The sequence below is a fragment of the Streptomyces sp. NPDC001851 genome, from assembly GCF_040297165.1.
Taxonomy (GTDB): domain Bacteria; phylum Actinomycetota; class Actinomycetes; order Streptomycetales; family Streptomycetaceae; genus Streptomyces.
On record NZ_JBEOYR010000016.1, the window covers coordinates 89794 to 108708 of the forward strand.

22 protein-coding genes are annotated in these 18915 nt (G+C 72.2%); 3 read left to right on the top strand and 19 right to left on the bottom strand.

Annotated elements, in window-relative coordinates:
- Positions 1–57 precede the first annotated feature (57 nt).
- The 7 genes from trpA to ABT171_RS24065 form a co-directional block, all read right to left on the bottom strand.
- Positions 58–876 carry a tryptophan synthase subunit alpha gene (trpA, locus tag ABT171_RS24040; RefSeq protein WP_351247006.1) on the bottom strand — a complete coding sequence of 273 codons (819 nt, stop codon included), beginning with the start codon at positions 874–876 and terminating at the stop codon, positions 58–60.
- Positions 873–2156, bottom strand: coding sequence for a tryptophan synthase subunit beta (trpB, locus tag ABT171_RS24045; RefSeq protein WP_351247008.1), 1284 nt, complete (start codon positions 2154–2156; stop codon positions 873–875). The genes trpA and trpB overlap by 4 nt, the downstream gene beginning before the upstream one ends.
- Positions 2157–2233: 77 nt before the next feature.
- On the bottom strand, positions 2234–2431 hold the full coding sequence (trpM, locus tag ABT171_RS41945) for a tryptophan biosynthesis modulator TrpM (protein WP_503076287.1): 198 nt from the start codon (positions 2429–2431) through the stop codon (positions 2234–2236).
- Between the two features lie 20 nt (positions 2432–2451).
- Entirely contained in the window at positions 2452–3261 is an 810-nt protein-coding gene (trpC, locus tag ABT171_RS24050; RefSeq protein ID WP_351247010.1) for an indole-3-glycerol phosphate synthase TrpC, read from the bottom strand.
- A 134-nt stretch (positions 3262–3395) separates the two neighbouring features.
- Complete coding sequence (locus ABT171_RS24055; RefSeq protein WP_351247219.1) at positions 3396–3788, bottom strand: DUF2752 domain-containing protein; 393 nt, start codon at positions 3786–3788, stop codon at positions 3396–3398.
- 172 nt (positions 3789–3960) lie between these two features.
- A complete protein-coding gene (locus tag ABT171_RS24060; protein ID WP_351247012.1) occupies positions 3961–4221 on the bottom strand; it encodes an HGxxPAAW family protein in 261 nt (86 codons plus the stop codon).
- Between the two features lie 169 nt (positions 4222–4390).
- Positions 4391–5029, bottom strand: coding sequence for a TIGR02234 family membrane protein (locus ABT171_RS24065; RefSeq protein WP_351247014.1), 639 nt, complete (start codon positions 5027–5029; stop codon positions 4391–4393).
- A 260-nt stretch (positions 5030–5289) separates the two neighbouring features.
- Here ABT171_RS24065 and ABT171_RS24070 point away from each other — a divergent pair, with 260 nt between their 5' ends.
- The gene (locus ABT171_RS24070; protein ID WP_351247016.1) at positions 5290–6501 is read left to right on the top strand and encodes a S53 family peptidase; all 1212 of its coding nucleotides are present in this window, start codon (positions 5290–5292) and stop codon (positions 6499–6501) included.
- 6 nt (positions 6502–6507) lie between these two features.
- On the opposite strand, the gene ABT171_RS24075 is transcribed toward ABT171_RS24070, so the two are convergent.
- Both ABT171_RS24075 and hisI read right to left on the bottom strand, forming a co-directional pair.
- Entirely contained in the window at positions 6508–7986 is a 1479-nt protein-coding gene (locus ABT171_RS24075) for an anthranilate synthase component I (protein ID WP_351247018.1), read from the bottom strand.
- 11 nt (positions 7987–7997) lie between these two features.
- Positions 7998–8414, bottom strand: a complete 417-nt coding sequence (gene hisI / locus ABT171_RS24080; RefSeq protein ID WP_351247020.1) for a phosphoribosyl-AMP cyclohydrolase — start codon at positions 8412–8414, stop codon at positions 7998–8000.
- An 82-nt stretch (positions 8415–8496) separates the two neighbouring features.
- On the opposite strand from hisI, the gene ABT171_RS24085 reads away from it, so the two are divergent.
- Positions 8497–9132, top strand: coding sequence for a TIGR03085 family metal-binding protein (locus ABT171_RS24085; RefSeq protein ID WP_351247022.1), 636 nt, complete (start codon positions 8497–8499; stop codon positions 9130–9132).
- Positions 9133–9183: 51 nt separating this feature from the next.
- Here ABT171_RS24085 and ABT171_RS24090 read toward each other — a convergent pair whose 3' ends face one another.
- The 10 genes from ABT171_RS24090 to hisD form a co-directional block, all read right to left on the bottom strand.
- Entirely contained in the window at positions 9184–10632 is a 1449-nt protein-coding gene (locus ABT171_RS24090; protein ID WP_503076288.1) for an MFS transporter, read from the bottom strand.
- 15 nt (positions 10633–10647) lie between these two features.
- Entirely contained in the window at positions 10648–11235 is a 588-nt protein-coding gene (locus tag ABT171_RS24095) for an ArsR/SmtB family transcription factor (protein ID WP_351247024.1), read from the bottom strand.
- Between the two features lie 88 nt (positions 11236–11323).
- On the bottom strand, positions 11324–12079 hold the full coding sequence (hisF, locus tag ABT171_RS24100; RefSeq protein ID WP_351247026.1) for an imidazole glycerol phosphate synthase subunit HisF: 756 nt from the start codon (positions 12077–12079) through the stop codon (positions 11324–11326).
- A 6-nt stretch (positions 12080–12085) separates the two neighbouring features.
- Positions 12086–12478 carry a RidA family protein gene (locus tag ABT171_RS24105; protein WP_351247028.1) on the bottom strand — a complete coding sequence of 131 codons (393 nt, stop codon included), beginning with the start codon at positions 12476–12478 and terminating at the stop codon, positions 12086–12088.
- Entirely contained in the window at positions 12475–13200 is a 726-nt protein-coding gene (priA, locus tag ABT171_RS24110; protein ID WP_351247030.1) for a bifunctional 1-(5-phosphoribosyl)-5-((5-phosphoribosylamino)methylideneamino)imidazole-4-carboxamide isomerase/phosphoribosylanthranilate isomerase PriA, read from the bottom strand. The genes ABT171_RS24105 and priA overlap by 4 nt, the downstream gene beginning before the upstream one ends.
- Positions 13201–13203: 3 nt before the next feature.
- Positions 13204–13848: an imidazole glycerol phosphate synthase subunit HisH gene (hisH, locus tag ABT171_RS24115; RefSeq protein ID WP_351247032.1), complete on the bottom strand. Its 645-nt coding sequence runs from the start codon at positions 13846–13848 to the stop codon at positions 13204–13206.
- Positions 13845–14009: a CG2302 family histidine operon protein gene (locus ABT171_RS24120; RefSeq protein ID WP_351247034.1), complete on the bottom strand. Its 165-nt coding sequence runs from the start codon at positions 14007–14009 to the stop codon at positions 13845–13847. Before ABT171_RS24120 ends, hisH begins: the two co-directional genes overlap by 4 nt.
- Before the next feature lie 4 nt (positions 14010–14013).
- Positions 14014–14607, bottom strand: a complete 594-nt coding sequence (gene hisB, locus ABT171_RS24125; RefSeq protein WP_055710051.1) for an imidazoleglycerol-phosphate dehydratase HisB — start codon at positions 14605–14607, stop codon at positions 14014–14016.
- Between the two features lie 3 nt (positions 14608–14610).
- Positions 14611–15717: a histidinol-phosphate transaminase gene (locus ABT171_RS24130; RefSeq protein WP_351247037.1), complete on the bottom strand. Its 1107-nt coding sequence runs from the start codon at positions 15715–15717 to the stop codon at positions 14611–14613.
- Positions 15714–17039, bottom strand: a complete 1326-nt coding sequence (hisD, locus tag ABT171_RS24135; protein ID WP_351247039.1) for a histidinol dehydrogenase — start codon at positions 17037–17039, stop codon at positions 15714–15716. The genes ABT171_RS24130 and hisD overlap by 4 nt, the downstream gene beginning before the upstream one ends.
- A 163-nt stretch (positions 17040–17202) precedes the next feature.
- On the opposite strand from hisD, the gene ABT171_RS24140 reads away from it, so the two are divergent.
- Complete coding sequence (locus ABT171_RS24140; protein WP_351247041.1) at positions 17203–18780, top strand: oxidoreductase; 1578 nt, start codon at positions 17203–17205, stop codon at positions 18778–18780.
- Positions 18781–18915: the final 135 nt, after the last annotated feature.

Genomic DNA, 18915 nt, shown 5'->3' on the forward strand with positions numbered 1-18915 from the left:
GGGTGACCGAATGTTCTGATAGGGAAAACGATCGGCTGACGTGCGGAGCGACCGGCGTCACGCCTGTCCGCGCACGCCCTTCGCCAGCTCTCCGGCCAGCTCGCGGACCGCCGCGAGACCCGACGCGTGGTCGGGGGCGTCCAGCATCCGCTTGACGAACGCCGAGCCGACGATCACACCGTCGGCGAAGCCCGCGACCTCGGCGGCCTGGGCGCTGTCGGAGACCCCGAGTCCGACGCAGACGGGCAGCCCGGTGCCGGTGGCGCGGGTGCGCTCGACCAGGTTCTGGGCCTGCGCGCCGACGGATTCCCGGGTGCCGGTGACTCCCATCAGCGAGGCCGCGTAGACGAAGCCGCTGCCCGCCGCGGTGATCTCGGCGAGCCGCCCGTCCTTGCTGCTCGGCGCCACGACGAAGACCGTCGCGAGGCCGTGCTTCTCGGCGTGCTCCCGCCACAGGGCCGACTCCTGCACCGGCAGGTCGGGCAGGATGCAGCCCGCGCCGCCCGCCTCGGCCAGCTCGGCGGTGAACCGCTCGACGCCGTACCGGTCGATGGGGTTCCAGTACGTCATGACGAGCACGGGCTTGCCGGTCGCCGCGTGCGCCTCGCGGACCGTCCGCATCACGTCGGCGATCCGGACGCCGCCCCGCAGGGCGATGTCGTCGGCGGTCTGGATGACCGGGCCGTCGAGGACGGGGTCGCTGTGCGGCAGACCCACCTCCACGACATCCGCCCCGCCTTCGAAAACGGCCTTGATCGCCTCGATGCCGCCGTCCACGGTCGGGAACCCGGCCGGGAGGTAGGCGATGAGCGCGGACCGGCCCTCGGCCTTCGCGGCGGCGAGGGTGCCGGCCAACAGCTCGATGTTCCCGGTCACTTGGCGTCCCCCTCGATCTCGGCGGTGTCGGCGTGGTCGGCGGCCACCTCGGCGTCGGTGTCGTACAGGCCGAAGTAGCGGGCGGCGGTGTCCATGTCCTTGTCACCGCGGCCGGAGAGGTTGACGACGATCAGGCCGTCCCTGCCCAGCTCCCTGCCGACCTCCAGGGCGCCGGCCAGGGCGTGGGCGCTCTCGATGGCCGGGATGATCCCCTCGGTACGGGACAGCAGGCGCAGGGCCTGCATGGCCGCGTCGTCGGTGATCGCGCGGTACTCGCCGCGGCCGGAGTCCTTCAGGTAGGAGTGCTCCGGTCCGATGCCCGGGTAGTCCAGGCCCGCCGAGATCGAGTACGGCTCGGTGATCTGGCCCTCGTCGTCCTGCAGGACGTAGGAGCGGGAGCCGTGCAGGATGCCGGGCTCGCCCGCGGTCAGGGTGGCCGCGTGCTCCCCGGTCCCGATGCCGTGTCCGGCCGGCTCGCAGCCGATGAGGCGGACGCCCTCGTCGGGGATGAAGGCGTGGAAGAGGCCGATGGCGTTGGAGCCGCCGCCGACGCAGGCGATCGCGGCGTCGGGGAGGCGCCCGGCGCGTTCCAGCAGCTGGCGGCGTGCCTCGACGCCGATGACCCGGTGGAAGTCGCGGACCATGGCCGGGAAGGGGTGCGGTCCGGCGACCGTCCCGAACAGGTAGTGGGTGTGGTCGACGTTGGCGACCCAGTCGCGGAACGCCTCGTTGATGGCGTCCTTCAGGGTGCGGCTGCCGGACTTCACCGCGACGACCTCGGCGCCGAGCATGCGCATGCGGGCCACGTTCAGGGCCTGGCGCTGGGTGTCGATCTCGCCCATGTAGATGGTGCAGTCGAGGCCGAAGAGGGCGCAGGCGGTGGCCGTGGCGACGCCGTGCTGGCCGGCGCCGGTCTCCGCGATGACCCGGGTCTTGCCCATGCGCCTGGTAAGCAGGGCCTGGCCGAGCACGTTGTTGATCTTGTGGGAGCCGGTGTGGTTGAGGTCCTCGCGCTTGAGGAACACGCGGGCGCCACCCGCCTCCGCGGCGAAACGGGGTACCTCGGTCAGAGCCGAGGGACGGCCCGTGTAGTTGACCAGCAGGTCGTCGAGTTCCCGGGCGAACTCGGGGTCGTGCTTGGCCTTGTCGTACTCGACGGCGACCTCGTCGACGGCGGCGACGAGGGCCTCCGGGATGAACTTGCCGCCGAACGCGCCGAAGTAGCCATCGGCGCTGGGGACTTGACCCTCCGGGTCGGGGTGGAAGAAGTTGCTGGGCATGCCGAAACCTCACGGTGAGTGCGTGAAATGACACTATTCGCCGTGGGGGCGGGGATTCGTCCGTTGACTGCGGGCCGTCAGTGGCTTGTCGCGCAGTTCCCCGCGCCCCTGACGGGGCGCTGCCATCGCATGCCGTTCACTTGCCCGGGCTCGTCACCGATGACGTAACGCACGCGACGGCCGTGGACACGCCTTGCCGGGGCTCGGCAGCCCCTCGGGCGGCAGCCGCGCGCCAGGCGGGCGTGCCGGTCCATGGTCGTCACGATGGGAGTCATCGGCACCAGCCTACCGGCGGTCAGCCCCGCCCGTGCCGCAGAGCGGGGTGTTCGCCCGCGGCGACCAGGTCGGATACGGCGGTCTTCGGATCCCGGCCGGTGACCAGGGACTCGCCGACCAGGACCGCGTCGGCGCCGGCGTTGGCGTAGGCGATCAGGTCGTGCGGGCCTCGGACACCGGACTCGGCGACCTTGACGATGTGGCCCGGGATCTCCGGTGCGACCCGCTCGAACGTGCCGCGGTCGACCTCCAGCGTCTTCAGGTTGCGCGCGTTGACGCCGATGATCCTGGCGCCCGCGTCCACGGCCCGCTCGACCTCGTCCTCGTCGTGGACCTCCACGAGCGGGGTGAGGCCGATGGAGACCGCGCGCTCGATCAGCGACTCCAGGGCCGGCTGGTCCAGGGCGGCCACGATCAGCAGCGCGAGGTCGGCGCCGTACGCCCGGGCCTCCCACAGCTGGTACGAGGTGACGATGAAGTCCTTGCGGAGCACCGGGATGTCCACGCGCGCGCGGACGGCCTCCAGGTCGGCCAGCGAGCCGCCGAAGCGGCGCTGTTCGGTGAGGACGGAGATGACGGCCGCGCCGCCCGCCTCGTAGTCCGCGGCCAGCCCGGCCGGGTCGGCGATCGCGGCCAGCGCGCCCTTGGAGGGGCTGGAGCGCTTGACCTCGCAGATCACCTTCACGCCGTCGCCCTTGAGCGCGGCCACCCCGTCCTTGGCGGCGCGAGCCTTGGCCGCGCGCTCCTTGAGCTCGTCGAGGCTGACGCGTGCCTGCCGCTCCGCGAGGTCGGCACGGACTCCGTCGATGATCTCGTCGAGCACACTCACGCGAGCGGCCCCCTTTCAGACGGTGGTTCCTTCAGGCTGGGAAAACCTGTGGTCACTGCGATGGTATCCGCAGCGGCGCGGAGCCCTCGCATCCGGTGGACGCCGGTCCCACTCCCTGGACGCCCGCCGTTCGCTCAGGGATGCAGCCAGCCGCCCGACGGCAGGTTCCGGACGACCGTGAACACCAGCAGCACCGCGCCGGCGGCCCACAGGTGCACCGGCCCCGGGTCCACGCGCACCGGCCGGCCACGTGCCGCGCGGATCACCCACACGGTCCACAGCACGGCGAAGCCCAGGTAGGCGGCGACGCCCAGCGCGTTGTCGCGCAGGGCGGTGAGGAGGTCGCCGTGGACGAAGGCGTGCGCGCTGCGCAGGCCGCCGCAGCCGGGGCAGTACAGGCCGGTGATCCGGTACAGCGGGCAGACGGGGTAGTGACCGGGTTCGTTCGGGTCGACGGCGCCGACGTAGGCGAAGGCTCCGGCGACGGCGGTGAGGAGCCCGGCCGGGAGGGCGAGGCGCCGCCACAGCGGGTCCGCGACGGCGGCACGGGGAACGGCCTGCGGGACCGGGGGACTCTCGGCGTTCACGCGGCCATTGTCTCCTGCGCACCGGCCCCGTGCGCGCGGTCCGCACACCGCGAGGGGCGGCCCGCGCCCTCTCCGGATGCGGACCGCCCCTCACGGGAAGCTGTGGGCGCGCTCAGCTCTCGGCGCCGGCCGGCTCACGGGTCGCGACGGGGCCCTCGGCCATCTTGAGGGGCTTGGGGTCCGCACCGAGGCCCATGGCCTTCATGATGCCGCCGACCACCGCGCCGCCGAGGATGAGCACCATGCCGGCCCAGAAGCCGACGGTGTTGGCCATCACCATGAAGGCGCCCGCGACGCAGAAACCGATGAAGGAAATGATGACACCGGTCCAGGCGGCCGGGGTGTGACCGTGGCCGTGGCTGCTGCCCGCCATGTCTGTGCTCCTCGTTGCTGTGTACGTGTCCCAGGGGAGCGTCGTACGGGTCGTACCGCTCCGAGCCCGCCCGTCACTGTCCGAGCCGGACGCTCGTCGTCCATTGTCCCGTACGGGCGCGCGTGCCGGACGCGGGGGTGGCGTCTGTTTCGCCACACCCGCGGTGGGGTCAGGCTCCCGTCGGGTCCTCGCCCCGGTCCAGGGCCTTCCAGATCTCCTCGGGCCGTTCCGGGTCGGCCGGCCGTGCCGTGCGGCGCGGGCGGTCGGTGCCGCGCTCGTAGCGGCCGGACATGGCGGGCCACCGGCTGCCGTAGCGCAGCGCGAGCAGGCCGGCGAGCAGGATCAGCACACCGCCGGCGGCCGCGACGTACGGCCAGCCGGTGTGGCTGAGCGCGGCGACGGTGGCGGAGGTGTCGCCGCTCGCCCGGGCGGCCTTCTCGTCCAGCGCGGAGCTGTCGGAGGCGGCGGCGAGGGCGGCGGCGGTGATGCCGGCGCCGGACAGCGCGAGCAGCCCGGCGACGACGAGCCGGCCGGCCCTGCGGACGGCGAAGACGGCGACGAGCGCGGCGAGGCCCACTATGGCGAGGGCCGCGGGTACGCCCGTGACGTCGCTGCCCTTGGCGGTCAGCGGGAACGCGCCGCCGGCCACCGTCGCGGTGCCCTCCGCCCAGCGCTGCCGGGTCGCGAGCAGCGCCACGGCCGCGCCGAGCGCTCCGCACAGCAGGGCCACGGCGAGGCTCCGCCGGCCGGACCGGACGGACGCGGCGGCTTCGGTACGGGGGTGAGGTACAGCAGTCACGCGTACCACTATCGCCTGAACCCGGAGCGAACCGACACCCGGGTCCGTCAAGCCATGAGAAGGTCGAGTTTCGGCCATGATCCGCTCAGGAACGGCACATGGACGTCTCAGGAACGGCAAAGGAACGTTCCCAGTTCAACTTCCACCTTGTTGACGTGGCCCCGCCATCCGTACGTTCTGCGCGACCACGGCGCGCCACCCCGCGCCGTGGTGGCACCGCGCACCCCCCACAGCCCTTCCCGGTTCACCCACCTCGTGGAGGACGTACGTTGCGCAGAACCGTTTCCCTCACCGCCGTGGCCACGCTCGCCACGGCCGCCCTCGCCCTGGCCGCCCCGGTCGGCCAGGCCGCCGCCTCCTCGTCCCACGGCGTCAGCGTCGCCCACGCCTGCGCCGCCCCGACGAAGAAGGACCAGATGGCCTGCAACGCCCTGCAGGTCACCGCCGGCACCCCGGCCTCGGCGCACGCCGAGAGCGCCCTGACGGCCGCCGCCGCTCCCTCCGGCTACGGCCCCGCCTCGCTCCAGGCGGCGTACAACCTGCCCTCCGCGACCGGCGGTTCGGGCCAGACGGTGGCGATCGTCGACGCCTACGACGACCCGAACGCCGAGTCCGACCTCGCCGTCTACCGCTCCCAGTACGGCCTGTCCGCCTGCACCACCGCCAACGGCTGCTTCAAGAAGGTGGACCAGAACGGCGGCACCAAGTACCCGCGCGGCAACTCCGGCTGGGCCGAGGAGATCTCACTCGACCTCGACATGGTCAGCGCGGCCTGCCCGAACTGCAAGATCCTGCTGGTGGAGGCCAGTTCGGCGAGCATGACCAACCTGGGCACGGGCGTGAACACCGCCGTGAAACTGGGCGCGAAGTTCGTCTCCAACAGCTACGGCGGCTCCGAGTCCTCCAGTGACGCGACGTACGACTCCACCTACTTCAACCACCCGGGCGTCGCCATCACCGTCTCCTCCGGTGACAACGGCTACGGCGTCGAGTACCCGGCGGCCTCCCCGTACGTGACGGCGGTGGGCGGCACGTCCCTGAAGACGGCCTCCACCACGCGCGGCTGGACCGACACGGTGTGGAGCGGGGCCGGCTCCGGCTGCTCCGCGTACGACGCCAAGCCCGGCTGGCAGAAGGACTCCGGCTGTGCGAAGCGCACCGTCGCGGACGTCTCGGCGGTCGCCGACCCCAACACCGGTGTCGCGGTGTACGACACCTACGGCCAGGGCAGCGGCTGGATGGTCTTCGGCGGCACCAGCGCCTCCTCCCCGCTGATCGCGGCGACCTACGCGCTGGGCGGCGCCCCGTCCGCCGGTTCGTACCCGGCGTCCTTCCCGTACGCGCACACCTCGGCGCTGTACGACGTGACCAGCGGCTCCAACGGCAGCTGCGGCGGGTCCTACCTGTGCGGCGGCACCGCCGGGTACGACGGCCCGTCCGGGCTCGGCGTCCCGAACGGCACCGCCGCGTTCACCGGCTGAACTCCCCTATGAGCTGAGCCGGTTGGCCGTGTGCACCGCGCGGAGGACCGCCGCCGCCTTGTTGCGGCACTCCTGGTCCTCCGCGACCGGGTCGGAGTCGGCGACGACGCCGGCTCCGGCCTGCACGTACGCCGTGCCGTCCCGCAGCAGGGCGGTACGGATGGCGATCGCGGTGTCGGAGTCGCCGGCGAAGTCCAGATAGCCGACACAGCCGCCGTACAGACCGCGCCGGGACGGTTCCAGTTCGTCGATGATCTGCATCGCGCGGGGCTTGGGGGCGCCGGAGAGGGTGCCCGCCGGGAAGCAGGCGGTGAGCACGTCGAAGGCCGTACGGCCCTCGGCGACCCGGCCGGTGACCGTGGAGACGATGTGCATCACGTGCGAGTAGCGCTCGATGGACATGAAGTCGACCACCTCGACCGAGCCGGGCTCGCAGACCCGTCCCAGGTCGTTGCGGCCCAGGTCCACCAGCATCAGGTGCTCGGCCCGCTCCTTGGGGTCGGCGAGCAGCTCCTCGGCGAGGGCCTGGTCCTGCTGCGGGGTGGCCCCGCGGGGCCGGGTACCGGCGATGGGGTGGACCATCGCCCGCCCGTCCTCGACCTTCACCAGGGCCTCGGGGGACGAGCCGACGACGTCGAACCCGTCGAAGCGGAACAGGTACATGTACGGCGAGGGGTTCGTGGCCCGCAGGACGCGGTAGACGTCCAGGGCGCTCGCCGTGCACCGGGTCTCGAAGCGCTGCGAGGGCACGACCTGGAAGGCCTCGCCCGCGCGGATGCGCTCCTTGATGTCCTCGACGGCCACCTGGAAGTCCGGGCCGCCCCACAGCGCGGTGTACTCGGGCAGCTCGGAGGGCGGCAGGACGGCCGGGGGCTGGGCGACCGCACGCGTGAGGTCGGCCTCCATCGCGTCGAGGCGGGCCACGGCGTCGGCGTAGGCCTCGTCCACACCGGTGTCGAGGTCGTTGTGGTTGATCGCGTTGGCGATCAGCAGGACCGAGCCCTCCCAGTGGTCCATGACGGCGAGGTCGCTGGTCAGGAGCATGGTCAGTTCGGGCAGGCGCAGGTCGTCGCGCTCGCCGGGGCCGATCTTCTCCAGGCGGCGGACGATGTCGTAGCCCAGGTAGCCGACCATGCCGCCGGTGAAGGGCGGCAGGCCCTCCTGGTGCGGGGTGTGCAGGGCCTGGATCGTCGCCCGCAGGGCGGCCAGCGGGTCACCCCCGACGGGGACGCCGACGGGCGGGGCACCGAGCCAGTGCGCCTGTCCGTCGCGCGCGGTCAGCGTGGCGGCGCTGCGGACTCCCACGAAGGAGTAGCGGGACCAGGAGCGGCCGTTCTCCGCGGACTCCAGCAGGAAGGTGCCGGGGCGCTCCGCGGCGAGCTTGCGGTAGAGCGCGACCGGGGTGTCGCCGTCGGCGAGGAGCTTGCGCGTGACCGGGATGACGCGCCGGTCGGTGGCGAGCTTGCGGAAGGTCTCAAGGTCCATGGCGGCTGACCCTACTGATCGGAGGCAGGAGCGGCGGCGGAACCGGCGTCCCGGTCGGCGTCCTTGAGGAGCACGTCCTCGTCGAAGCAGGTGCGCGCGCCGGTGTGGCAGGCCGCGCCCAGCTGGTCCACCTTGACCAGCACGGTGTCGGCGTCGCAGTCCAGCGCGACCGACTTCACCCACTGGACGTGGCCCGAGGTGTCGCCCTTGACCCAGTACTCCTGGCGGCTGCGGGACCAGTAGGTACAGCGGCCGGTGGTCAGTGTGCGGTGCAGCGCCTCGTCGTCCATCCAGCCGAGCATGAGCACCTCGCCGGTGTCGTACTGCTGGGCGATGGCGGGCAGGAGACCGTCCGCGCTGCGCTTGAGGCGGGCGGCGATCTCCGGGGTGAGGCTGCTGGGCCGGGGAGTCCCGGTCGTACTGGTCATGGGTGCCATTGTGCCGCGCGGCACCGACAGTGACCGGCTCTGTCCATTGGGCGGACCTTCCACGGAGTCGTAGGCTGACTGCATGTCGACCTTTGCCAAGCGTGAACGGCTCCTGCTCGCCGACCTCTTGGAAACCGTCGGTCCGGACGCCGAGACCCTCTGCGAGGGCTGGCGCACCCGGGATCTGGCCGCCCATGTGATCGTGCGCGAGCGCCGCCCGGACGCGGCCGGGGGCACGCTGATCAAGCAGCTCGCGCCGCGCCTGGAGAAGGTGATGGCCGAGTACACCGCGAAGCCGTACGAGGAGCTGATCCAGCTGATCCGTACCGGCCCGCCGCGCTTCTCGCCGTTCCAGCTCAAGCAGGTCGACGAGGCGGCCAACATCGTCGAGTTCTACGTCCACACCGAGGACGTCCGCCGTGCCCAGCCGGACTGGAGCCCGCGGGAGCTGGACCCGGTGTTCCAGGACGCCCTGTGGTCCCGGCTGGAGCGCACGGCGCGGCTGGTGGCCCGGGGGGTGCCGACGGGGCTGGTGCTGCGCCGCCCGGACGGGCAGACGGCGGTGGCGCACCGGGGTGCGCCGGTGGTGACGGTGACGGGAGAGCCGTCGGAGCTGCTGATGTTCGCGTTCGGCCGGCAGGACGCGGCGAAGGTGCAGGTGGACGGCGAGGCGGACGCCATCGCCAAGCTGCACGAGTCCAGGCAGCTGGGCCTCTGACCACGGCGGCCGGGCAGCCGAAGCCGGTTCGGCCGAAGGGGTGAACGGCGGTCAGCCGGGGAGTTCCGCGCGGCGCAGGGCCGGTACGACGAGGGCGACGAGCCCGCCGAGGCCGCAGACGGCGGCGCTGACCGCGTAGACCGGCCCGAGCCCCCAGGCGCCGATCGCGGCGGCCGCGACGGGCATGCTCAGCGGGGTGAGGCCCAGGCTGATCAGGCTGGAGGCGGCGGTGACGCGGCCCAGGCGGGCGGGGTCGGACTGCGTCTGCAGCAGGGCCCCGCACAGGGCGCCGCTGAGCCCGGTGAGCAGGCCGACGAGCAGGGCCGTACCGACGGCCGCGGCGAGAGTCGGTACGAAGGCGAGGGCGCCGACGGCCACGGACCCCGCGGCACACGCGCACCCGGTGACCAGTCCCGCGCGCGGCAGCCGTCCGCGGACCGTCAGCAGCAGCGAGGCGGCTCCCGCGCCGGTCCCGAATCCGGCCAGCACCCAGCCCATGCCGGAGGCGCCCCAGCCGCGATGGTCGGCGAGCAGGGTCAGGCCGACGTTCAGCGGGCCGACGAAGCCCAGGTCGCCGAGGGCGATGACCAGCATCAGCGGGGCGAGGACGCGGTGGCGCCGGATGTGGCGCAGGCCGTCCCGGAGGTCACCCCAGACCGTGCCCGCCGCGCGGTCGGTGACGTCCCGGCCGGCCCCGGGCGCCTCGGGTACGTCACCCACGGCAGCCTCCGACGCGTCTGACACCTCGCCCCACGCGGCTCCGGATGCCTCAGACACCGACGCCTCGGGCGCATCGCCCCGGGCGGCACGTCCGCCGCCGGCCGGGGCGAGGGCGGCCCGGGCGAGGGCGGGCGGCTGCCCCGCGGGCCCGGGCGTCCGGTGCTTCGGCAGGTCCCGTATCCGTACGGAGAGCAGCAGCGGTACGGAGACGGCGATGAGCAGGCCGGCGAGCGCGAAGGCCGCGGCCGCGCCGCCGAGGGCCACGCCGAGGCCGCCGAGCGGTGCGCCGACGACGTTGGAGAAGCGGATGGCCAGGCCGCGCATGCCCTGGACCCGGGCGAGCTGGTCCTGCGCGGTGAGGCGCGCCGGAAGGGCGCCGACGGCGGGCATGAAGACGGCGTCGACGGCGGGCATGAAGACGGCGTCGACGGTGCCGAAGACCAGCGCCAGCAGGGCGAGCGGCCACAGGCCGGGGCGGGTGAGGGACAGCAGGGCGGCCACGGCCAGGACGGCGGCGCAGCGTACGGCGTCGCTGCCGATGACCACCCGGCGCGGCCCGAACCGGTCGGCGACGACTCCCCCGCCCAGCATCAGCACGGCCCTGGGCAGCGCGCTGGCCGACATCACCAGCCCGGCCTGCGCCGGTGTCCCGGCCCGCACGGCGGCCCAGGACAGGGCGAGGTAGTAGACGTTGTCGCCCAGCATCGAGGAGGTGTAGGCAGCGAGCCAGCGGCGGACGTTGGGGTCGCGGTGGGCCTGCGGCGCGGTCGCGGCGGTCACGGGAGGAGGGTCCTCTCAGACGCGGAACGGGAAGCCGTACACGTGCAGCGCGACGTGCTCGCGCCCCCGGGTGTCACCGGCGGCCTCTCGGGCGCGCCCCTGCTCGTCGTAGCGCTTGAGCAGGTCGTGCAGGTCCGTCTTCAGCCCGGCCAGTTCCTCGGCCGTCAGTCTCAGCAGCGACTCGGAGTCGTGGGCTGCGCCGTTCCACTCCGCGCCCCAGTGGGCGCGCTCGTCCAGGTACCTCCGGTACATCTCGGCGCGCTGTTCCAGGAACATGCGGGAGGCCGCCAGGTGGGCGGCCACCTTTTCGGGCGCGTCCTGGAAGTCCTGGTCGCGAATGGAGACCCCTGGGGAGGACGGCTGCCACCACCGCTCCCGCGCATCCGCGCTGCGCGGCTCCGCCTCCTCCACGAGACCGTGCTCGGCGAGCTTGCGCAGGTGGTAGCTGACCAGGGAGACGGCCTCGTCGACCTGCTCCGCGAGCTGCGAGGCGGTGGCCGCCTCGGCGATGAACAGCAGCCGATAGAGCTTCAAGCGCAGGGGGTGCGCGAGCGCCTTCAGGGTGCCCACGTCCGTGATGCGGCGCTCCTCCTCATGGGACATGCCCCGACCATAGATACGAAAGAGAAGTTGCACAACAGATTTTGCGCAACTTCTCTTTCGTATCTCGCTGCCGAACGCCGGCGCAGCGTCACCGCACCGGGTGTCCGGCCTCCCGGAGCGTCTGCTTCACGTCGCCGATCCTCAGGTCGCCGAAGTGGAAGACCGACGCGGCCAGTACCGCGTCCGCGCCGGCCTGGATGGCCGGCGGGAAGTGGGCCAGTGCGCCGGCGCCGCCGGACGCGATCACCGGGACGGTCACGTGCTTGCGGACGGCCGCGATCATCTCCAGGTCGTAGCCGTCCTTGGTGCCATCCGCGTCCATCGAGTTCAGCAGGATCTCGCCCGCGCCCAGCTCGGCCGCCCGGTGCGCCCACTCGACGGCGTCGATGCCGGTGCCGCGCCGGCCGCCGTGGGTCGTGACCTCGAAGGAGCCCGACTCGGTGCGGCGGGCGTCGACCGACAGCACCAGCACCTGACGGCCGAAGCGTTCGGCGATCTCGCGGATCAGCTCGGGGCGGGCGATCGCGGCGGTGTTCACGCCCACCTTGTCGGCGCCCGCCCGCAGCAGCTTGTCCACGTCCTCGGCCGTGCGGACACCGCCGCCGACCGTCAGCGGGATGAACACCTGCTCGGCGGTGCGGCGCACCACGTCGTAGGTCGTCTCCCGGTTGCCCGAGGACGCGGTGATGTCCAGGAACGTCAGCTCGTCGGCGCCCTCGGCGTCGTACACCTTGGCCATCTCGACGGGGTCGCCCGCGTCGCGCAGGTTCTGGAAGTTGACGCCCTTGACGACCCGGCCGTTGTCCACGTCCAGGCAGGGGATGACTCGGACCGCCAGGGTCATGACTGATCAGGCTCCTCTGAATGCTTCGAGTTCCACTTCGACCAGGATGCGGGGATCGACGAAGCCCTCGACGACCAGCAGGGTCGAGACCGGGCGTACGGAGTCGAAGATCTCCTTGTGCGCCCGGCCGACGGCGTCCACGTCCCGCACATGGGTCAGGTACATCCTCGTACGGATGACCGAGTCGATGCCGAGTCCGAGCTCGCCGATCGCCTCGATGGCGCTGGTGAAGGCCACCTTGGCCTGTTCGTACGGGTCGCCCTCGCCGTACAGCACATCGCCCCGGAAGGACGTCGTGCCCGCCACCAGCACCCGGTCGCCCGCCGCCACGGCACGTGCGAAACCGAAACTCTCCTCCCAGGGACTTCCGCTCTGCACCCGCCGTACGGCTTCGCTCATGACGACACAGCCTCCAAGGCCTCTTCCAGGGTGAACGCCTTCGCGTACAGCGCCTTCCCGACGATGGAGCCCTCGACACCGAGGGGTACCAGCTCGGCGATGGCCCGCAGGTCGTCCAGGGACGACACGCCGCCCGAGGCCACCACCGGGCGGTCGGTCCGCGCGCACACGTTCTTCAGCAGCTCCAGGTTCGGGCCCTGCAGCGTGCCGTCCTTGGCGATGTCCGTCACCACGTACCGTGCGCAGCCCTCCTTGTCGAGGCGCTCCAGCGTCTCGTAGAGGTCGCCGCCGTCGCGGGTCCAGCCGCGGCCGCGCAGCGTGGTGCCGCGCACGTCCAGGCCCACCGCGATCCTGTCGCCGTGCTCGGCGATGACCTTGGCGACCCACTCGGGGGTCTCCAGGGCGGCCGTGCCGAGGTTCACGCGGGTGCAGCCGGTGGCCAGTGCGGCGGCCAGGGAGGCGTCGTCGCGGATGCCGCCGGACAGCTCCACCTTGATGTCCATCGCCCTGGCGACCTCGGCGATCAGCTCACGGTTGTCGCCCGTGCCGAACGCGGCGTCCAGGTCCACCAGGTGCAGCCACTCGGCGCCGGACCGCTGCCAGGCGAGGGCGGCCTCCAGCGGGGAGCCGTAGGAGGTCTCGGTCCCGGACTCGCCGTGCACGAGGCGTACGGCCTGGCCGTCGCGGACGTCGACGGCGGGGAGGAGTTCGAGCTTGGCCATGGTCTACAGGGTTCCGATCCAGTTGGTGAGGAGCTGGGCACCGGCGTCGCCGGACTTCTCGGGGTGGAACTGGGTGGCCCACAGGGCGCCGTTCTCCACGGCGGCCACGAAGGGCTTGCCGTGCGTCGACCAGGTGACCTTGGGCGCCTCGATCACCGGGTTGTGGGACTCCAGCGCCCATTCGTGGACGGCGTAGGAGTGCACGAAGTAGAAGCGGGCGTCGGCGTCCAGGCCGGCGAACAGCTCCGAGCCGGCGGGCGCGTCCACGGTGTTCCAGCCCATGTGGGGGACGACGTCGGCCTGGAGCGGCTCGACCGTGCCGGGCCACTCGTCCAGGCCCTCGGCCTCCACGCCGTGCTCGATGCCGCGCGCGAACAGGATCTGCATGCCGACGCAGATGCCCATCACGGGCCGCCCGCCGGACAGCCGCCGGTCGATCACCCAGTCACCGCGGGCGGCGCGCAGACCCCGCATGCAGGCGGCGAAGGCGCCGACGCCCGGCACGAGCAGTCCGTCGGCGTTCATGGCCTTGTCGAAGTCGCGCGTGATCTCGACCTCGGCGCCCACGCGCGCGAGGGCACGCTCGGCGGAGCGGACGTTGCCGAAGCCGTAGTCGAAGACGACGACCTTCTTCGCAGCGGCACTCAATTCCACACCTCCAGCCTCATGACGCCCGCGACGAGGCACAGGCCCGCGCCGATGGAGAGCAGCACGACGAGGCTCGTGGGCATCTTCTGCTTGACGAAGGAGATGATGCCGCCGACCAGGAACAGGCCGACGACGATCAGCAGGGTCGAAAGACCGTTCATGGGTTTACAGCGCGCCCTTCGTGGAGGGGAGGATGCCGGCCGCGCGCGGGTCGCGCTCGGAGGCGTAACGCAGCGCCCGGGCCAGGGCCTTGAACTGGCACTCCACGATGTGGTGCGCATTGCGCCCGTAGGGCACGTGCACGTGCAGCGCGATCTGCGCCTGGGCCACGAAGGACTCCAGGATGTGCCGGGTCATCGTGGTGTCGTACTCGCCGATCATCGGCGCCATGTTCTCGGGCTCGGTGTGCACGAGGTAGGGCCGGCCGCTCAGGTCGACCGTCACCTGGGCCAGCGACTCGTCCAGGGGGACCGTGCAGTTGCCGAAGCGGTAGATGCCCACCTTGTCGCCGAGCGCCTGCTTGAAGGCGGCGCCGAGCGCGAGGGCGGTGTCCTCGATGGTGTGGTGGGAGTCGATGTGCAGGTCGCCGTCGGTCTTCACGGTGAGGTCGAACAGACCGTGCCGGCCGAGCTGGTCGAGCATGTGGTCGTAGAAGCCGACGCCGGTGGCGATGTCGGTGCGGCCGGTGCCGTCGAGGTCGATCTCGACCAGGACGGAGGTCTCCTTGGTGGTGCGCTCTATGCGTCCAACGCGGCTCATGCCTTACAGCTCCTTCTTCAATTCCCGTACCGCGTCGAGGAACGCGTCGTTCTCCTCCGGGGTACCGGCGGAGACCCGCAGCCACCCCGGTACGCCGTTGTCCCGGACCAGGACGCCCCGGTCGAGGATCTTCTGCCAGGCCTCGTGGGCGCTCGCGAACCGGCCGAACTGCACGAAGTTCGCGTCGGACTCGACGACCTGGTAACCGATCGCGCGCAGCTCGGCGACCAGCCGGTCCCGCTCGGCCTTCAGCTGCTCGACGTACCCCAGCAGCGTGTCGGTGTGCTCCAGCGCGGCCAGCGCGGTCGCCTGGGTGATCGCCGACAGGTGGTACGGCAGCCGGACGAGCTGGACGGCGTCCACCACCGCCGGGTCGGCGGCCAGGTAGCCGAGGCGGAGGCCCGCCGCGCCGAACGCCTTCGACATGGTCCGGGAGACGACCAGGTGCGGGCGGCCCGCCAGCAGCGGCAGCAGCGAGTCGCCGTGGCTGAACTCGATGTAGGCCTCGTCCACGATCACCATGGACGGCCTGGCCGCCTGTGCCGCGTCGTACAGCGCGAGGACCGTCTGAGGCGGGACCGCGTTGCCCGTGGGGTTGTTGGGGGTGGTGATGAAGACGACGTCCGGCTTGTGCTCGGCGATCGCCCGCTCGGCGGCGGCGAGGTCGATCGTGAAGTCCTCGTTGCGGGGCCCCGAGATCCAGCCCGTGCCCGTGCCGCGCGCGATGAGGGCGTGCATCGAGTACGACGGCTCGAAGCCGATGGCCGTACGGCCCGGTCCGCCGAAGGTCTGCAGCAGCTGCTGGATGACCTCGTTGGAGCCGTTGGCGGCCCACACGTTCTCGATGCCGAGCGGGTACTTGCCCGTCCTCGTCAGGTACTTGGCCAGCTCGGTGCGCAGCTGGACCGCGTCCCGGTCGGGGTAGCGGTTCAGGTTGCGGGCGGCCTCCCGCACCCGCTCCGCGATCCGCTCGACCAGCGGCTCGGGCAGCGGGTAGGGGTTCTCGTTGGTGTTCAGCCGTACGGGGACGTCCAACTGGGGCGCGCCGTAAGGGGACTTGCCGCGCAGCTCGTCCCGTACGGGAAGATCGTCGATCCTCACGTCGCTCACTTGCTCTCGGGTACCTTCCAGCCGAACCGGGCCTTGACCGCCGCGCCGTGCGCCGGCAGGTCCTCCGCCTCCGCCAGCGTCACCACGTGGTGCGCGACCTCGGCCAGCGCGTCCTTCGTGTAGTCGACGATGTGGATACCGCGCAGGAAGGACTGCACGGACAGGCCCGAGGAGTGGCAGGCGCAGCCACCGGTGGGCAGGACGTGGTTGGACCCGGCCGCGTAGTCGCCGAGCGAGACCGGGGCCCAGGGGCCGATGAAGATCGCGCCCGCGTTCTTCACCCGGTCGGCCACCGCGGCGGCGTCGGCGGTCTGGATCTCCAGGTGCTCGGCGCCGTACGCGTCGACGACCCTCAGGCCCTCCTCGACGCCGTCGACCAGCACGATCGCGGACTGCCTGCCCTGGAGGGCGGGCACGATCCGGTCCTCGACGTGCTTGGTGGCCGCGACCTGCGGCTGGAGCTCCTTCTCCACCGCCTCCGCCAGTTCGACGGAGTCGGTGACCAGCACGGCCGCCGCGAGCGGGTCGTGTTCGGCCTGGCTGATCAGGTCCGAGGCCACGTGCACCGGGTCGGCGGTGTCGTCCGCGAGGATGGCGATCTCGGTCGGGCCGGCCTCCGCGTCGATACCGATCTTTCCGGTGAAGAAGCGCTTGGCGGCGGCGACCCAGATGTTGCCGGGGCCGGTGACCATGTTGGCCGGCGGGCAGGACTCGGTGCCGTGGGCGAACATCGCGACGGCGGTGGCGCCGCCCGCCGCGTAGACCTCGTCCACGCCGAGCAGGGCGCACGCGGCGAGGATCGTGGGGTGCGGCAGCCCGTCGAACTCGGCCTGCGGCGGGGAGGCGAGCGCGATCGACTCGACCCCGGCCTCCTGCGCCGGCACGGCGTTCATGATCACGGACGAGGGGTAGACGGAACGGCCGCCCGGCGCGTACAGGCCGACGCGCTCGACCGGCACCCACTTCTCGGTGACGGAGCCGCCGGGCACGACCTGGGTGGTGTGTGTGGCGCGGCGCTGCGCACGGTGGACCAGGCGGGCGCGGCGGATGGACTCCTCCAGGGCCGCGCGCACGGCCGGGTCGAGGGCCGCCAGCGCGTCGGTGAGCGCCCGGGCCGGGACACGGACGGATTCCAGCCGTACTCCGTCGAACTTCTCGGCGAAGTCGATCAGCGCCGCGTCGCCACGATGATGCACGGCCTCGCAGATCGGACGCACCTTCTCCAGGGCGGCCTGAACGTCGAAGTCGGCTCGGGGCAGCAGGTCGCGCAGGGCGGGGCCCTCGGGAAGGGCGTCGCCTCGCAGATCGATTCGGGAAATCACAGTCCCAATTCTCTCAGACCGGTGTCGCGGGCCGGTGGCGCGTATCAATGGCTGATACAGAACGTGGCCGAACTCGGAAGATCACCCTCACCTTTAGTGTTCCGGGCATCACACAGCGGGCATGAACGGCTGTACGAAAGTACGAGACCAGGAGAGGACAAAGGTGACCGAGGGGGCCGGCTTCGTCGCCGGAGACCTGCCGGACGAGCTGACCGCGGCCGAGGCGGGCATGTGGCAGGCCTTCCGCAACGGGACTGTCTACGACCTGAGCAGCGGGGACGCGGTCGTGGACGACCCGCACGGCGGGCACCCGTGGGGTCCGGAGCGCTCGGTGCGGGCGCGGATCGTCGCCTGGCTGCTGCTGGACGGTCCGCCGGCGCTCGCGGGCCGGGTGTCCTCGCTGAAGCTGACCGGCGTGCGGATCACGGACACGCTGGACCTCTCGGGCGGCACGGTACAGCCGTACGTCGAGTTGCGCGGCTGCCGCTTCGACGAGGAGGTCCGGCTGCCGGAGGCCCGCTTCACGACCCTGCGCCTGGTGGAGTGCGCGGTGCCGCGCCTGGAGGCCGCCCGGGTGCACACCGAGGGCGATCTGCATCTGCCGCGCTGCCGCTTCCGGCACGGCGTGCGGCTGACGGACGCGCACATCGGCACCGATCTGCTGCTCAACCAGGCGGTCGTGCACCGCGACCGCAGCGGGCGGTCGATCGCGGCGGACGGCCTGACGGTCGGCCAGGACCTGCAGGCGGAGCTGCTGGAGTCGCACGGCGAGCTGAGCCTGCGCGCCGCGCAGGTCGGCGTCTCGCTCAGCCTGCGCGGCGCGACGCTCGACAACCCGTACTCCCGCTACGCCCTGAACGCCCCCCAGCTGACCGTCGAGCGCACCCTGTACCTGACCCCGGCCGGCGTGGGCAGCCCGCTGCTGAGCGGCACGACACCCGCGCGCGGGACACGGATCCAGCCGTTCGAGTGCCGGGGCGGGCTGCGGCTGGACGACGGACGGTTCGGGGACGCCGTCGACCTGGAGCGGGCGCGGTTCGTCCTCACCGACGACCAGGCGCTGTCGATGCGCCGGGTGCAGACGCCGGAGCTGCGCTTCCTCGGCGACGCCCCGCAGAGCGGCCAGGTCCTGCTGTCCGGTGCGCGGATCGTCAACCTGGTGGACCGCGCGGCCAGCTGGCCGGGCCCGGGCAGTCTGCACATGGGCGGCTTCACCTACGAGAACCTGGTCCCGCGGGGCCCGTTCCCGCTGACCCGGCGCCTGGACTGGGTGGCGGCGGCCACCGCCGAGTACAACCCGGAGCCGTACGAGCGGCTGGCCACCGTCCTGCGGGAGGCCGGGGAGGACGAGGACGCCCGGGAGGTGCTGCTCGCCAAGCAGCGCCGGCGCCGCGAGACGCTGCCACCGGCCGGCAAGATCTGGGGGTACGTCCAGGACTGGACGGTCGCCTACGGCTATCGGCCGGGCCGGGCCGCGGTGTGGATGGCGGTGCTGTGGGCGGCGGGCACACTGGCGTTCGCCCACGCGGACCATCCGCCGATCAACCACGACGGCCACCCGGACTGGAACCCGGCCCTGTTCACGCTGGACCTGCTGCTGCCGGTGATCGACCTCGGCCAGGTCGGCCAGTGGCAGCTGCGCGGCGCCTGGCAGTGGCTGGCGGCGGTGATGATCCTGCTCGGCTGGATACTGGCGACGACGGTGGCGGCGGGGGCCACCCGGCTGCTGAGACGGGGCTGAGGGGACATCAGGGACAGGTGTGCCCAGTCGCTACAAAACTCGACCTATCACCTTTACCGGTCCTTGACCGTCGGCCATACAACTTTCCATGACTTGACCGAAGCCTCTGGCGCGCTGCCGACCTGCGGTCTTTCA